Annotated in this window: 12 protein-coding genes and 1 pseudogene; 8 read left to right on the plus strand and 5 right to left on the minus strand. The window is 55.9% G+C overall.

The window, feature by feature from the left end:
• Positions 1–30 precede the first annotated feature (30 nt).
• The 6 genes from GGQ73_RS07090 (at position 31) to GGQ73_RS07115 (ending at position 3,906) form a co-directional block, all read left to right on the plus strand.
• Positions 31–738 (plus strand): DUF1045 domain-containing protein, encoded by a 708-nt coding sequence (locus GGQ73_RS07090; RefSeq protein WP_174153721.1) that lies wholly within the window; start codon positions 31–33, stop codon positions 736–738.
• 74 nt (positions 739–812) lie between these two features.
• Positions 813–1,736, plus strand: a complete 924-nt coding sequence (gene puuE, locus GGQ73_RS07095; RefSeq protein ID WP_174153720.1) for an allantoinase PuuE — start codon at positions 813–815, stop codon at positions 1,734–1,736.
• A complete protein-coding gene (uraD, locus tag GGQ73_RS07100; RefSeq protein WP_183895122.1) occupies positions 1,736–2,230 on the plus strand; it encodes a 2-oxo-4-hydroxy-4-carboxy-5-ureidoimidazoline decarboxylase in 495 nt (164 codons plus the stop codon). The genes puuE and uraD overlap by 1 nt, the downstream gene beginning before the upstream one ends.
• A gap of 76 nt (positions 2,231–2,306) precedes the next feature.
• Complete coding sequence (locus GGQ73_RS07105) at positions 2,307–2,807, plus strand: ureidoglycolate lyase (RefSeq protein WP_183895124.1); 501 nt, start codon at positions 2,307–2,309, stop codon at positions 2,805–2,807.
• Positions 2,804–3,160, plus strand: a complete 357-nt coding sequence (gene uraH / locus GGQ73_RS07110) for a hydroxyisourate hydrolase (protein WP_183895126.1) — start codon at positions 2,804–2,806, stop codon at positions 3,158–3,160. The genes GGQ73_RS07105 and uraH overlap by 4 nt, the downstream gene beginning before the upstream one ends.
• A gap of 5 nt (positions 3,161–3,165) precedes the next feature.
• Positions 3,166–3,906, plus strand: a complete 741-nt coding sequence (locus tag GGQ73_RS07115) for a metallophosphoesterase family protein (protein WP_183895128.1) — start codon at positions 3,166–3,168, stop codon at positions 3,904–3,906.
• 6 nt (positions 3,907–3,912) lie between these two features.
• On the opposite strand, the gene GGQ73_RS07120 is transcribed toward GGQ73_RS07115, so the two are convergent.
• Positions 3,913–5,154 (minus strand): D-alanyl-D-alanine carboxypeptidase, encoded by a 1,242-nt coding sequence (locus GGQ73_RS07120; protein WP_183895666.1) that lies wholly within the window; start codon positions 5,152–5,154, stop codon positions 3,913–3,915.
• A 149-nt stretch (positions 5,155–5,303) separates the two neighbouring features.
• Here GGQ73_RS07120 and GGQ73_RS07125 point away from each other — a divergent pair, with 149 nt between their 5' ends.
• Complete coding sequence (locus GGQ73_RS07125) at positions 5,304–5,927, plus strand: TetR/AcrR family transcriptional regulator (protein ID WP_412762963.1); 624 nt, start codon at positions 5,304–5,306, stop codon at positions 5,925–5,927.
• 124 nt (positions 5,928–6,051) lie between these two features.
• On the opposite strand, the gene GGQ73_RS07130 is transcribed toward GGQ73_RS07125, so the two are convergent.
• Complete coding sequence (locus GGQ73_RS07130) at positions 6,052–7,206, minus strand: alpha-hydroxy acid oxidase (RefSeq protein ID WP_183895132.1); 1,155 nt, start codon at positions 7,204–7,206, stop codon at positions 6,052–6,054.
• A 257-nt stretch (positions 7,207–7,463) separates the two neighbouring features.
• Here GGQ73_RS07130 and GGQ73_RS07135 point away from each other — a divergent pair, with 257 nt between their 5' ends.
• The gene (locus GGQ73_RS07135; RefSeq protein WP_183895134.1) at positions 7,464–7,982 is read left to right on the plus strand and encodes a hypothetical protein; all 519 of its coding nucleotides are present in this window, start codon (positions 7,464–7,466) and stop codon (positions 7,980–7,982) included.
• Between the two features lie 82 nt (positions 7,983–8,064).
• Here the strand turns inward: GGQ73_RS07135 and GGQ73_RS23250 are convergent.
• The 3 genes and pseudogenes from GGQ73_RS23250 to puuD form a co-directional block, all read right to left on the minus strand.
• Positions 8,065–10,025, minus strand: a pseudogene (locus GGQ73_RS23250) (methyl-accepting chemotaxis protein).
• A 236-nt stretch (positions 10,026–10,261) separates the two neighbouring features.
• Entirely contained in the window at positions 10,262–11,569 is a 1,308-nt protein-coding gene (gene guaD / locus GGQ73_RS07145; RefSeq protein ID WP_183895137.1) for a guanine deaminase, read from the minus strand.
• A complete protein-coding gene (gene puuD, locus GGQ73_RS07150; RefSeq protein ID WP_183895138.1) occupies positions 11,566–12,813 on the minus strand; it encodes a urate hydroxylase PuuD in 1,248 nt (415 codons plus the stop codon). Before puuD ends, guaD begins: the two co-directional genes overlap by 4 nt.
• Positions 12,814–12,876 lie beyond the last annotated feature (63 nt).

Here is a 12,876-nt window from a genome sequence, read left to right on the forward strand (position 1 = left end):
AAACCGTTTCGGACGGCGAGGTGACGACGCATGCGGTACGCCATTCATTTTACGCCCTCTCCGAACGATCCGCTCACCCACGTGGCTGCGGCCTGGCTGGGACGTGATATCTATTCCGACCAAACCGTAGAGCCACCTGCGGTTTCGAGCCTCGGGATGCAGGAAATTTCCTACCACACGGCGCTGCCCAGGCGTTACGGTTTCCACGGCACCATCAAGGCGCCCTTTCGCCTGATGGAAGACATTGGCGAAGCAACCTTGCTGCGGGCGCTGATGCATTTTGCCGGCACGCACCAACCCTTTCGTTTGCCACCGCTCGAGATCGCGAAGCTCGGAAATGTTTACGGACTGGTACCCTCCTGGCCATCGGAAACATTGAATTTTCTAGCCGCGAGCGTCGTACAGGAATTTGACCACTACCGTGCACCCTTGTCCGATGCCGATATCGAGCGCGCCGACCCGGATCGTCTCTCCGCTACCCAACTGACCAATTTGCACCGCTGGGGCCACCCTTATGTGATGGACGAGTTTCGCTTCCAGATGATGTTGACGGGCGGAGTGGTGCCGGGAGACTGCGCAAGGGTCGAAAGAGCCGTGCGTGCGGTGTTCGCCCCTGTCCTGGAACGGCAGATCGAATTTTCCAATCTGGCGCTTTTCGTGGAAGACGAGCCTGGCGCGCCATTCCGTGTGCATTCGCTGCACCCGATGGGGCGTGTGTCTGCCCGCAAGATTGCTTAGTCTCCTGACGACATTGCTCTCGACTTTCCGGTTTGCGATGGTACCGTTCACGAAATTTGCGTGAAGGTGATTTGATGATTTCCGCTGACTATCCCCGTAATCTTGCTGGTTACGGCCGTAACACTCCTGATCCAAAATGGCCCGGTGAGGCGAGAATCGCCGTGCAATTTGTCATCAACTACGAAGAGGGCGGTGAAAGCAGCATTCTCGACAATGACAAATCGTCGGAATCTCTGTTGTCGGAAATCGTGGGTGCGCAACCATGGCCCGGTCAGCGCAATCTCAATATGGAGTCGATCTACGAATATGGTTCGCGCGCCGGTTTCTGGCGACTGTGGCGCATGTTCACGGATCTGGGCGTCACGACCACGGTCTATGGCGTTACTGCCGCCATGGCGAGGAACCCCGAAGCGGTGGCCGCCATGAAGGAGGCGGGATGGGAAATCGCCAGCCACGGTTATCGCTGGCTGGAATATAAGGATTTTTCGGAAGAGGACGAGCGCAAGCATGTGCTGGAAGCCGTTCGTCTGCATACGGAGCTGACTGGCGAGCGCCCGTACGGAATGTATCAGGGTAAGCCTTCCGACAACACATTGCGGCTCGTCATGGAAGAGGGTGGGTTTCTATATTCCTCCGACAGCTACGCCGACGATCTTCCCTATTGGGTAAAGGGTCTGAAAAACGACCCTTTCTTGATCATTCCCTACACGCTCGACGCCAACGACATGCGTTTCGCGACGCCGCAGGGTTTCAATTCCGGCGATCAATTCTTCACCTATCTGAAGGACAGCTTTGATGTGCTTTATCAGGAAGGTGCAGAAGGTGCTGCCAAGATGATGAGTGTCGGCCTTCATTGTCGTCTTGTTGGACGGCCGGGAAGGGCGGCAGCACTGCGACGCTTTATCGAATACGTGCTTGGCCACGAAAAAGTCTGGATACCGCAGCGTGTCGACATCGCGCGTCACTGGCATGCGCATCATAAGCCGGGGGCGCTCTGATGGTGGATCGGGGCGAGTTTATCCGTCGTTTTGGTGGCGTCTTCGAGCATTCTCCGTTTATCGCAGAGCGTGCTTATGATGCTGGCAAGGTGACTGAACCTCTGACAGCAATGGGCATTCACGAGGCACTGTGCAGTCAATTTCGTGCGGCGTCTCATGAGGAAAGGCTTGGCGTCTTGCGTGCCCATCCAGATCTTGCCGGAAAGCTCGCGATTGCAGGGCAGCTGACCGCAGACAGCCGCAATGAACAGGCGGGCGCAGGTCTTGATCAGTTGTCACCACAGGAACATACGCGCTTCACCGAACTGAACGCCACCTATGTGGAGAGCAACGGCTTTCCCTTTATCATTGCGGTGAAGGGCCTGAACAAGACAGACATTCTGCGCGCCTTTGAGACGCGCATCAAAGATGATGCGGAACAGGAGTTCGCAACGGCTACGGCGCAGGTTGAGAAAATCGCGCTGCTGCGTCTGTCTGCGCTTTTGCCGGAGTGATGATGCGATGGTCCGAGCCGAGCTTCTGGAAAAACTGGCGCTTTGCCAGAACTGGCGCGCACAAGGTGAATAGGCATTGAGTGACTATCTTGAAATCCTGCCTCTCACGAGAGAGGCATTTGCGCCGTTTGGCGATTTGATTGAGACGGATCCTGCCAGCATCAAGCTCATCAATGGTGGTAATACCGAGCGGCATCATGCGTTGGCTGCACCTGAGATCGTGGGTGAGGGCGCTCGTATTGTTCTGAATATTTTTCGTGGCAGGCCACGCGTTTTTCCCTATGCCATCGATATGATGGAGCGGCACCCGCTTGGAAGCCAGAGTTTTACGCCTCTCTCGGGCCATCCGTTTCTGGTGGTGGTGGCTGAGGATGAGGAGGGCAGGCCGGAAACTCCCAAAGTGTTTCTCGCGCGACCCGACCAGGGCGTGAACTATCATCGCAATGTCTGGCACCATCCGTTGATGACGCTTGGCTCTGTCAGTGATTTTCTTGTCGTGGACCGGGATGGCCCCGGTCACAATCTGGAAGAGTTCTTTTTCGATCAGCCCTATTTTATTGCGGAGCCAAAGCCATGACCGGCCTTACCACCCACGTCCTCGATGCGGCACACGGCACACCTGCGCAGGGTTTGAAGATCGACCTTTACCGGCTGGATGGCGAGAGCAGAGACAAGCTGAAAACGGTTGAAACCAACAGTGATGGCCGTGTCGACGGTGGCCCTCTGCTGATCGGTGAGGACTTTCGGGCAGGACAGTATGAATTGGTGTTCCACGCTGGCGATTACCTTCGCACCAAAGGTCTGGTGCTAGCGGAGCCTGCCTTTCTCGACATTATACCCATTCGCTTCGGCATAGCGGATGAAAGCGGGCATTATCATGTGCCGCTGCTGCTTTCGCCTTATAGCTATTCAACATATCGTGGAAGCTGACCTTTATGATTTTTGCCGCTATTGCCGATATCCATGGGAACTGTGCGGCACTGGAAGCCGTGCTTGAAGACATCGAAACGCTTGGGATTGCCGATATTGTCAATCTTGGTGATTGCTTCAGCGGTCCGCTGGAAGCTGGCCGTACAGCCGATATTCTGGTGGGCCGGAACATGCCGACGGTTCGTGGCAATCATGATCGCGCCTTGATCGATCGTCCCTTCGAGCTCATGGGCGATTGGGAGAAGCCTGCCCATATGCAGCTTTCTTCAGAGCATTTCGATTGGTTGCAGGCTTTGCCGTTTCACTTGGTTTTCAAGGACGTCGCCTATTGCTGCCACGGCTCGCCTAGGGATGATCTGGGTTATTGGCTGGAGCAGCTTGCGCCGGAGGGTTTTCTCTACCAGCGTTCGCTTTCTGAAATCGAAGCATTGGCGGATGGGATCACGCAACCGCTGATGCTGTGTGGACACACCCATATCGCACGTACCGTTCAGCTTTCGGATGGTCGCCTGATCGTCAATCCCGGCAGTGTCGGCTGTCCCGGCTGGAGAGACGATGAGCCTTTCTACCACCAGGTGGAAGCGGGCCACCCTCTCGCCAGCTACGCGGTGCTGGAGGAAACATCGAGAGGATGGCAGGTCTACTTGCGGCAGGTCCGTTATGACAGCACGGCGATGGGTGAACTCGCCAGCACAAACGGCATGCCGCGTCTCGGCAAGGCCATTGCCACCGGCTGGCTTGACTGATCCGTCTCAGCTTTCATTTGCCATGACGACGCAGGAATAGCTCTGAGCTTTGAGATCCTTGCAGGCCGATAGGGCCGCCGCCTGACTATCGAAGCCGGTAAAACGTGCGCGATAGAGCGTTGCCGCGCCGCTTCGAACCGCTTCCGTGTAGGGTGCTATTCCCGAATAGCTGGATGAGATGGCCGGGCGGGCATGGCGCAGCAGGGAAAGCGCTGCCCCTTGTGAATCCGCCGCTGCAATCTGCACCTCCCAGTCACTCCGCTCGGACACCGTCGCGCGCACAGCCGAGGTCTGCATCATATCCGGGATCACGTTGTTTGCCGTGGCGATCTGCATCGCGATGGGGTCACGGCGCTCTCGGAACATGGGCAGTGGAATTGCGGCGGGCGCGACATCGAAAGTGCGGCTCGTGCTGGCGCTGGCGATCAGCTGCTGGCTGCTCGCGCCTCTCGACGCTTTGGGCACTGTCCGGTCCAACAGCGATGCCATCTGGTTGTCACGGCTGCGGGCCGTCTTTCCACCCAGCACAACGCCGACGACGCTGCGGCCGTTGTGGTTGACCGCGCTGACCAGATTGAAACCGGATGCGTTGGTGTAGCCGGTCTTGATACCGTCGACGCCAGTATAACGCGCCATCAGGCGGTTATGTCCTCGGATCGTCTTGCCGCGAAACTTGAAGGATTGCATGGCGAAGAGTTTGTATTCTTTCGGGAAATCACGCTGGAGCGCAAGGCCCAGCTTTGCCATGTCACGCGCGGTGGTGACCTGAGCCTTGTTGGGCAGGCCGGACGCATTGCGGAACACCGTTTTCGTCATGCCCAGCTGGCGTGCCTTGCGGGTCATCATCTGCGCGAACTTCGATTCTGAGCCGCCGATGTGGTCACCCATGCCTTCTGCCATGTCGTTGGCGGACTTCACGATCATGCCATAGACTGCCTCGCGAACGGTAAACGTCGTACCCGCCTTGACCCACAGCTTCGAGGGTATGACGGACGCCGCGTGTCTCGACATGGTGATGCGTTGGTCCCACCGCAGTCGACCCTCATTCAGGGCTTCGAACACCATGTAGAGCGTCATCATTTTCGTAAGGGAAGCTGGATAGTTCTTAGTATCCGCGCTTTGAGCGGCAAGGACCTTGCCCGTCCTGGCATCCATCACGAAATGGGCGTAACCCGCCTGCGCCTCAGACGCCTGTAACGAGATGACCGCACACAGGAAGGCCAATGCAAACATCCATGCGTTGACCATTCCTCGCCTGATCATTCTCAACATCCACTCACCCCTTGATCCATGCACTCGTCGCTCGTTCAGCCTACCGATAGTTTGAGGCAACGAAACCGTTCAAACTTTAAAGACCGCTTTCATCCCTAATTAAGTATGAAAATCGATCCTCACTGGTGGCGGGTAATTTCCTTGATAGGAAACCAACCGTCCGGTATGTTTTTTTCATGCAAATCTTGAGTGAACGCAAGAAACAGCCCGACGTGGTGCGGAGAAATCTAATTGATTGTGCCGCAAGAATCGCTGCCAAACAGGGCCTTGCGGCCGTCTCCGTGCAGGCTGTTGCCTCGGCCGCAGGGGTGACGAAGGGCGGCCTGTTTCACCACTTCGCGTCCAAGCAGGCGCTGGTGGAAGCTCTAATTATCGATCTTCTGGATCAGCTTGATTCTGACATTGACGCTTTGATCTCACGGGATCGTGAGGACTATGGTTGCTTCACACGGGCTTACGTGAACGCATTTTTTGCTGATCGGGGACAAGAGACCGACGATAAGTGGTCGGCACTCGCCGTCGCCCTGATCGGCGAGCCGTCGTTAAGGCAAAGGTGGGATAGCTGGTTGGGTGGACGATTGGCGCGGCACAAGAAAACTGACGATGGTGTTGGGCTGCAGCTCGTCAGGCTCGCGATCGACGGCATCTGGCTTGCTGATTTAATGAGCGGGAAGGGTCAATCCGATGATGACAGAGATGCCCTTCGAAAGCGGCTCATCCGCGCGGCACGAAAGGCAAATTCGGGATAAACCGAACAGTCATGATCTATGGAGCACTGATCGCAGGCATCATCCGCGAAATCACCGGCATGTTGTTCTTGCAGCAGTCACACCAGCTGACGTGATGGGTGCCGACCATTCTGATGGCTATGTTCTAGGAGGCGGCTGTCCCATATTTGACCAGAATGTCGCCGTTGACATCGCTCAGCAGCCGCTTACCGCAGAGCGCCATGGTGATATCCATTTCCTTGCGAATGATTTCCAGCGCCGTCGTGACGCCAAGTTTGCCGCCTGCACCTAGGCCGTAGAGGAAGGGACGGCCGATATATGTCCCTTTGGCGCCGAGCGCGATGGCCTTCAAAACGTCCTGGCCGGAACGAATGCCGCCATCCATATGGATCTCGATCCTGTCGCCGACCGCATCGACGATTTTCGGCAGCATTGCGATGGAAGACAAAGCGCCGTCGAGCTGTCTTCCACCATGATTGGAAACGATGATGGCGTCGGCGCCCGTATCGGCCGCAGCCCGGGCGTCGTCTTCATCCAGAATGCCTTTGAGGATGAGTTTTCCGCCCCAGCGTTCCTTGATCCATTCCACGTCCTTCCAAGACAGGCGCGGGTCGAACTGCTCTGCCGTCCAGGAAGACAGTGAAGACAGATCGGACACGTTTTTGGCGTGGCCCACGATGTTTCCAAAACTGCGGCGCTTGGTGCGCGCCATATCAAGGCACCATTGTGGGCGCGTTGCCATCTGCCAAATGTGCTTGGGCGTAAATTTCGGCGGGGCGGAGAGACCGTTGCGGAGATCTTTGTGCCGTTGGCCAAGAATTTGCAGATCGAGCGTCAGCATCAGTGCGGAACATTTCGCCGCCTTTGCACGGTCGATCAGGTTGTTGATGAAATCGCGGTCCTTCATGACGTAGAGCTGGAACCAGAAGGGCCGCGCGGTGACGGAGGCGACGTCTTCGATAGAGCAGATGCTCATCGTAGAGAGCGTGAAGGGGACACCAAATTCTTCCGCAGCTTTGGCGGCGAGCATTTCGCCATCGGCATGCTGCATGCCCGTGAGACCCGTTGGAGAAAGCGCGACCGGCATAGACACGTTTTCACCGATCATCTTCGTTGCCAGCGACCGGTCCGTCATATCGACCAGGACACGCTGGCGCAGCTTGATCTTGGCAAAATCATCTTCATTTGCGCGGTACGTGCTTTCGGTCCATGCGCCACTGTCTGCATAATCGAAGAACATTTTTGGCACGCGGCGCCGTGCCTGTTTCTTCAAGTCAGCAATGGTCAGTGGTTTGCTCATGGATGAAGCCTTCAAATCTGAATAACATCTTCAACTACCATGGGAGTGTGATTGGGGACATCGGAATTGTCACATTGTGTCTTCAAAACGCGTCAAATATTCGCTCAGCAGAGACCTCGTCGCTCTTCGGTTGTGTGCATCGAGGAAACGTCGTTAAAAGCAAACTTTTGCCACAAAATTTATTTTACGTTTTCCGATTGATAAGTGCCGGTAATTCTATCGAGAGTAGATTTTAACAAGATCGACTGGAGCTGTTGATGATTACAGTTTATTTTTGGGCACCAGATATGTCTCGCAATAACATTGGTCATATCTCACTTTCTATTGGTGCAGGGCAAGGCAAGGGTCTTGAGCGATATGTGAGCTGGTGGCCCGGTGCCGGTGACAAAGAGACGTTTGTGGGTAAGCCGATATCCTCGCGAACATATGACGGCGATGTAACAGCTGAGGGAGGTTCTCCCACTGCCACGTTGTCAATCTCCGGCCTCGATGAAGCGCAGATGAAGCGTGCGTGGGATAACATGCTCGCCAATAACCCACGCTATTTAGTGTACCGAAAAAACTGTGCTTGGACTGTCAAAAGTATCCTAGACGTCGGGACGGGTTACGATCTTGGTGCCGCCGCTTCCGATTTTATCAATTTGCGGGTGTCTGGTGGTGTGTGGACGCCAAGAACGGTGTTCGAGTATGCCAGGCTGCTGAAAAGTCGCTATGACAGCAAGGCCAGGAAGTTCGAAAACGCGACGAATGATGCTTACAATCTGCGGATCAGCTAGCGTCTCCCGCCTATTTTTAGACTGTCTTAAATAAAAAATGGGCGGCCAAAGCCGCCCATTTTGGTCGCTCTGAGTTTTAAGCTCAAAACTCTTCCCAGGTATCCTGCGCGACGGCCGCGGACGAACCGCCACCGAAGGCGCCTGCGATCTTGCGACCCAGCGCGCGTGCTGGAGACGGTGCTGGCCTGGAGGCGTTGGATGCAGCCCGGACAGGTGCCGCCGACGGCATTGCCCGACTAGCGCCCTCACCATTTCCGAGATTGAAGCGGGATAGCAACTGGTTGAGTGAGGCCGCTTCCTTGGCAAGGCTGTGGCTGGCTGCTGTCGATTGTTCGACCATGGCGGCGTTCTGCTGTGTGCCCTGGTCCATGGTGTTGACGGCCGTGTTGATCTCCTGAAGTCCGACCGACTGTTCACGCGACGATTCGACGATGGCGGTGATGTGACGGTTGATTTCCTGAACTTCGGTAACGATGACTTCGAGTGCCTTGCCGGTTTCACCCACGAGGGTAACGCCAGAACGAACATGCTCGCCAGATGTCGTGATCAGGGCCTTGATTTCCTTCGCGGCCTTTGCAGACCGTTGCGCCAATTCACGCACTTCCTGCGCGACGACGGCAAAACCCTTACCGGCTTCACCGGCACGTGCGGCTTCCACACCTGCGTTCAGGGCCAGAAGGTTGGTCTGGAACGCAATTTCATCGATAACGGAGATGATGCTGGTGATCTCGCCAGATGAGCGTTCGATCTCGTTCATGGCGGTCACGGCCTGACGCACGACGTTGCCTGACTTTTCGGCACCATCGCGGGCTTTCGCTACGAGATGTCCGACTTCTTCGGCGCGGCTGCTGCTATCCTTCACCGTCGTTGTGATTTCCTCCAGAGCGGCGGCCGTTTCTTCGACGGACGCTGCCTGCTGTTCGGTGCGCTTGGACAGATCGTCGGCAGCTGAGCGGATTTCATTGGCACCGGCATCGATACCCCGAGCGTTTTCGCCAACCGCGCGCAGGGCGTCGTTGAGGTTATTGACAGATCCATTGAAGTTCGAACGCAAAGTATCGAGATGTGCCACGAAGGGCGTATCGATGCGGTATGCGACGTCGCCATCCGCCAGACGACCAAGACCTTTGGCCAGTTGATCGACGGCAAATGCTGTATCGGCTGCTTCCTGTGCCTTTTGGGCTTCGCGTTCGATGCGTTCCTTTTCGGACATGCTTCGATTTGCATCGGCCTCGGCTTCCATGCGGATGCGTTCCATCGCGTTCTCACGGAACACGGAAACCGCTTTCGCCATCTGGCCCACTTCATCGTTGCGATCCTGGCCTTCGACGGCTTCAGCCGTCTGCCCTTCTGCAAGCGTCATCATGCGTTCGCGCAGGTTCGCGATCGGTGTGGTAATGCCCTTGGCGGCAACAACCAATGAGGCGATGATGCCAAGTGCGAATGTGACACCGACAATTGTCAGAGACCACAGAATCGTTGTGTTCGTCTGGTCTGAAAGTGCGTCGCTTCCAGCAGTGACATTTTTCAGAACTGTGTCGAGGAATTGTGCCGCATCTGCTGCCAGCGGGACGATCAAATCGTCAGCCTTTGCCAGCAAAGCCTTCGCAGGCTCATCCTGATCAAGCTGGCCAAGCCTCACAGCCTCATCCGTCAAGCCAATGACAACTTTTGACCGGGAAATGAAATAAAGTCGTCGATCGCGGGCTTTTGGTCAGGAAGGAGCTGAGCGGTGGTCTGCAGCCGGTCAAAAAGCTTGGTCTTGCTATCAATGTAAAGAGCCAATGCCCTCTTCGTGCCGGGATCTTCGCTGGCATACACTAGCGTCTGATAAGCGGCGTAGGCTGTAGCAGCCAGATTTCTATTGGCGCGCGCCATTGCCGTTGCACCAGTCGTGTCGTTGGCAATAAAATCACTGTAGCTGGCGTCGGCATCTTTAAAGCTGTGTGACATGAAGGCGGTTGCGCTCAGCCCGACAACACATAAGGGAAGAACAAGAGAAAGTATTTTTGTGCGGATGCTCGCGTTTTTCAGAAATGACATATTTCCTCACGATTGATGTAGGGCGGCGAACACGGTGCATCTGAAGGGCGCGACATGGGACGCCGTCCACCAAGCGGTTTCAGAAGAACGTTCATTCGGTATTGGAGCTTCATCACAGAAAGGGCGTGCCGTCATGGCCGCTGGGGGATGTCTGTGATGCGGATATTAGATTATTATGGTTTAAATATAAGTAAATCTCGATTGACCGGTTGTGCTATTTTACGGTTTTCCTAAAATCAAAGGAAGCCTTTTGCCGCTATACCTGAAATATAAGTTTCGATCACCGTGCGGTCATCTCCCATGGTCAGTATAAGAAACAGCTCTTCCGGGAGGCTTCTAACGACTTCCATCTTCAACGCCATTGCTGGTGTTGAAGATGCGTTCATCACGGCGATATCCGCATCTGTGCCCACGTCGAGAGTGCCGATCTTGTCGACCATGGACAGCGCTTCGGCATTTCCCCGCGTCATCAGATACCAGCTTTCCAGCGGATTCAGTCGTTCTCCAAGCAGTTGCTGAATTTTGTAGGCCTCATCCATGGTCCGCAGCATGGAATAGCTCGATCCGCCGCCAATATCGGTTGCCACGGCAATGCGCACGGGCTTTTCGCGGCGTTGGAGTTTCTTCATCGGAAACAGTCCAGAGCCGATGAACAGGTTTGATGTCGGGCAATGAACCGCGACGGCACCCGTTTCAGAGAGTACGTCGGCCTCGCGATCTGATAGGTGAATGGCATGACCCAGCAGGGTCTTGTTTCCCATCAGGCCGTAACGAACGTAGATATCTGTGTAATCGATGGCGTCAGGATAGAGTTCGCAGGTGTATTTGATCTCATCCAGATTCTCGGAGAGGTGTGTTTGAATGAACAGGTCGGGGAATTCCTGCGCCAGTGCCTGCGCTGCCTCCATCTGTTTGGGCGTGGAGGTGATGGCAAAGCGCGGTGTGATGGCCACATGGTTGCGGCCCCTGCCATGCCAGTCGGCAATCACCTGACGGGTTTCGTCATAACCAAGCTCCGGCGTGTCTAGGAGACCCTGCGGCGCGTTACGGTCCATCATGACCTTGCCGCCGACCATCAGCATGTTACGCTTCATGGCCTCCGCGAAAAAGGCGTCTGCCGAGGCCTTGTGCACGGAGCAATAAGCAACCGCCGTGGTGGTGCCGTGGCGGATCAGTTCATCGTAGAAATGCGTGGCGATGCGCGTTGCGTGCGCGCTTTCCACAAAACGGCATTCCTCGGGAAATGTGTAGGTGTCCAGCCATTCCAGCAGATTGGCGGCGTAGGATCCGATGACCTGCATCTGCGGAAAATGCATGTGCATATCGATCAGACCCGGTACGATGAGGTGAGGGCGATGATCTGTTTCTTCCACACCCTCGGGTGCCCGAGCTAGAATATCTCTATACTCGCCGATGGCGCTGATCTTGCCATCCTCGATCAAAAGACCACCGTCTTCGATATAGAGATAGCTTTCCGTATCATCGATGGCGTTTGGTGCGCGGTTGAAGCTGAGAAGTCGTCCGCGCAGCAGAAGCATGCTCATTCCGTTTTTCCTTGGGACACGGCGCTTTCATACCAAGCGGTCAGCACCTTGCGCTCTTGCGGCGTGATCGCCGTGATGTTGCCGGGCGGCATGGCATGGCTGCGGCCCGCCTGTAAATAGATTTCCCGCGCATGGGCTGCAATTTGCGCATCGGTTTCGAGTTTTACCGATTTCGGCGTGAACGTCACGCCCTCCCACACGGGCTCTGCCGCATGGCACATGGAACAGCGGCTTTGGACGACGTCGCGTGCCGAAGCAAAATGGACATTGGCCGCAAAAAGCTGCTGTGTTGGAGAAAGCATGGCCGCTTTCTGCTCCTGTTCGCCGGTCAGGATTTTCGGCACGGTGGAGAGCCACATGATGACGATGAAGATCAGCGCAGTCACCAGCCACGTCCATGTTGGCCTGCCCGTGCGGGCATGGGTCGTGTTGAACCAGTGGCGGATGGTGACGCCCATCAGGAACACGAGGGCTGCTATGACCCAGTTGAACTGCGTGGCGAAGGCCAGCGGATAATGGTTCGACAGCATGAAGAAGATAACGGGTAGCGTCAGATAGTTGTTGTGCAGCGAGCGCTGCTTGGCGATGCGGCCATATTTCGGGTCCGGCGTACGACCCGCAATCAGGTCGGCCACGACAATCTTCTGGTTGGGAATGATGATCATGAAGACGTTGGCCGACATGATGGTGGCGGTGAACGCGCCAAGATGCAGGAAGGCCGCGCGACCCGTGAATATCTGCGTGTAGCCCCAGGCCATGCCAACCAACGCAATATACAAGACTGCCATCAGGCCCCAGGTATTGTTGCCGATGGGCGATTTGCACAGCAGGTCGTAAAACACCCAGCCGATGGCGAGCGATGCCAGAGACAGGCCGATCGCCTGAAACTGCGTCAGTGCGAGCACGGAATGGTCGATGAGAAACAGGTCTGCGCCACCATAATAGACGATGCACAGCATGGCAAAGCCGGAGAGCCATGTGGCGTAACTTTCCCATTTGAACCATGTCAGGTGTTCCGGCATCTGCGCGGGCGCCACCAGATATTTCTGGATGTGATAGAAACCGCCGCCATGCACCTGCCACTCTTCGCCATAGGCGCCGGGCGGCAAATGCGCTCGTTTTACCAAACCCAGATCGAGCGCGATGAAATAGAAGGACGAGCCGATCCAGGCGATGGCGGTAATAACGTGCAACCAGCGGACGGCAAAAGCCATCCATTCCCACGCAATGGCGTATTCGTACATTCTGTTCCCCTGCTTTGCATCGCACTGTGCGAAATATTTACCGATCAGAAAAGGGGCGATGTG

The organism is Rhizobium skierniewicense (assembly GCF_014196515.1).
GTDB classification, from domain to species: domain Bacteria; phylum Pseudomonadota; class Alphaproteobacteria; order Rhizobiales; family Rhizobiaceae; genus Agrobacterium; species Agrobacterium skierniewicense.

Bases quoted from the DNA above. Each gene is read 5' to 3' on its own strand.
- puuD (WP_183895138.1), bottom strand. From the start codon at position 12,813: ATGTACGAATACGCCATTGCGTGGGAATGGATGGCTTTTGCCGTCCGC.
- GGQ73_RS07120 (WP_183895666.1), bottom strand. From the start codon at position 5,154: ATGGTCAACGCATGGATGTTTGCATTGGCCTTCCTGTGTGCGGTCATC.
- GGQ73_RS07135 (WP_183895134.1), top strand. From the start codon at position 7,464: ATGATTACAGTTTATTTTTGGGCACCAGATATGTCTCGCAATAACATT.
- guaD (WP_183895137.1), bottom strand. From the start codon at position 11,569: ATGAGCATGCTTCTGCTGCGCGGACGACTTCTCAGCTTCAACCGCGCA.
- GGQ73_RS07130 (WP_183895132.1), bottom strand. From the start codon at position 7,206: ATGAGCAAACCACTGACCATTGCTGACTTGAAGAAACAGGCACGGCGC.
- GGQ73_RS07090 (WP_174153721.1), top strand. From the start codon at position 31: ATGCGGTACGCCATTCATTTTACGCCCTCTCCGAACGATCCGCTCACC.
- puuE (WP_174153720.1), top strand. From the start codon at position 813: ATGATTTCCGCTGACTATCCCCGTAATCTTGCTGGTTACGGCCGTAAC.
- GGQ73_RS07115 (WP_183895128.1), top strand. From the start codon at position 3,166: ATGATTTTTGCCGCTATTGCCGATATCCATGGGAACTGTGCGGCACTG.
- uraD (WP_183895122.1), top strand. From the start codon at position 1,736: ATGGTGGATCGGGGCGAGTTTATCCGTCGTTTTGGTGGCGTCTTCGAG.
- uraH (WP_183895126.1), top strand. From the start codon at position 2,804: ATGACCGGCCTTACCACCCACGTCCTCGATGCGGCACACGGCACACCT.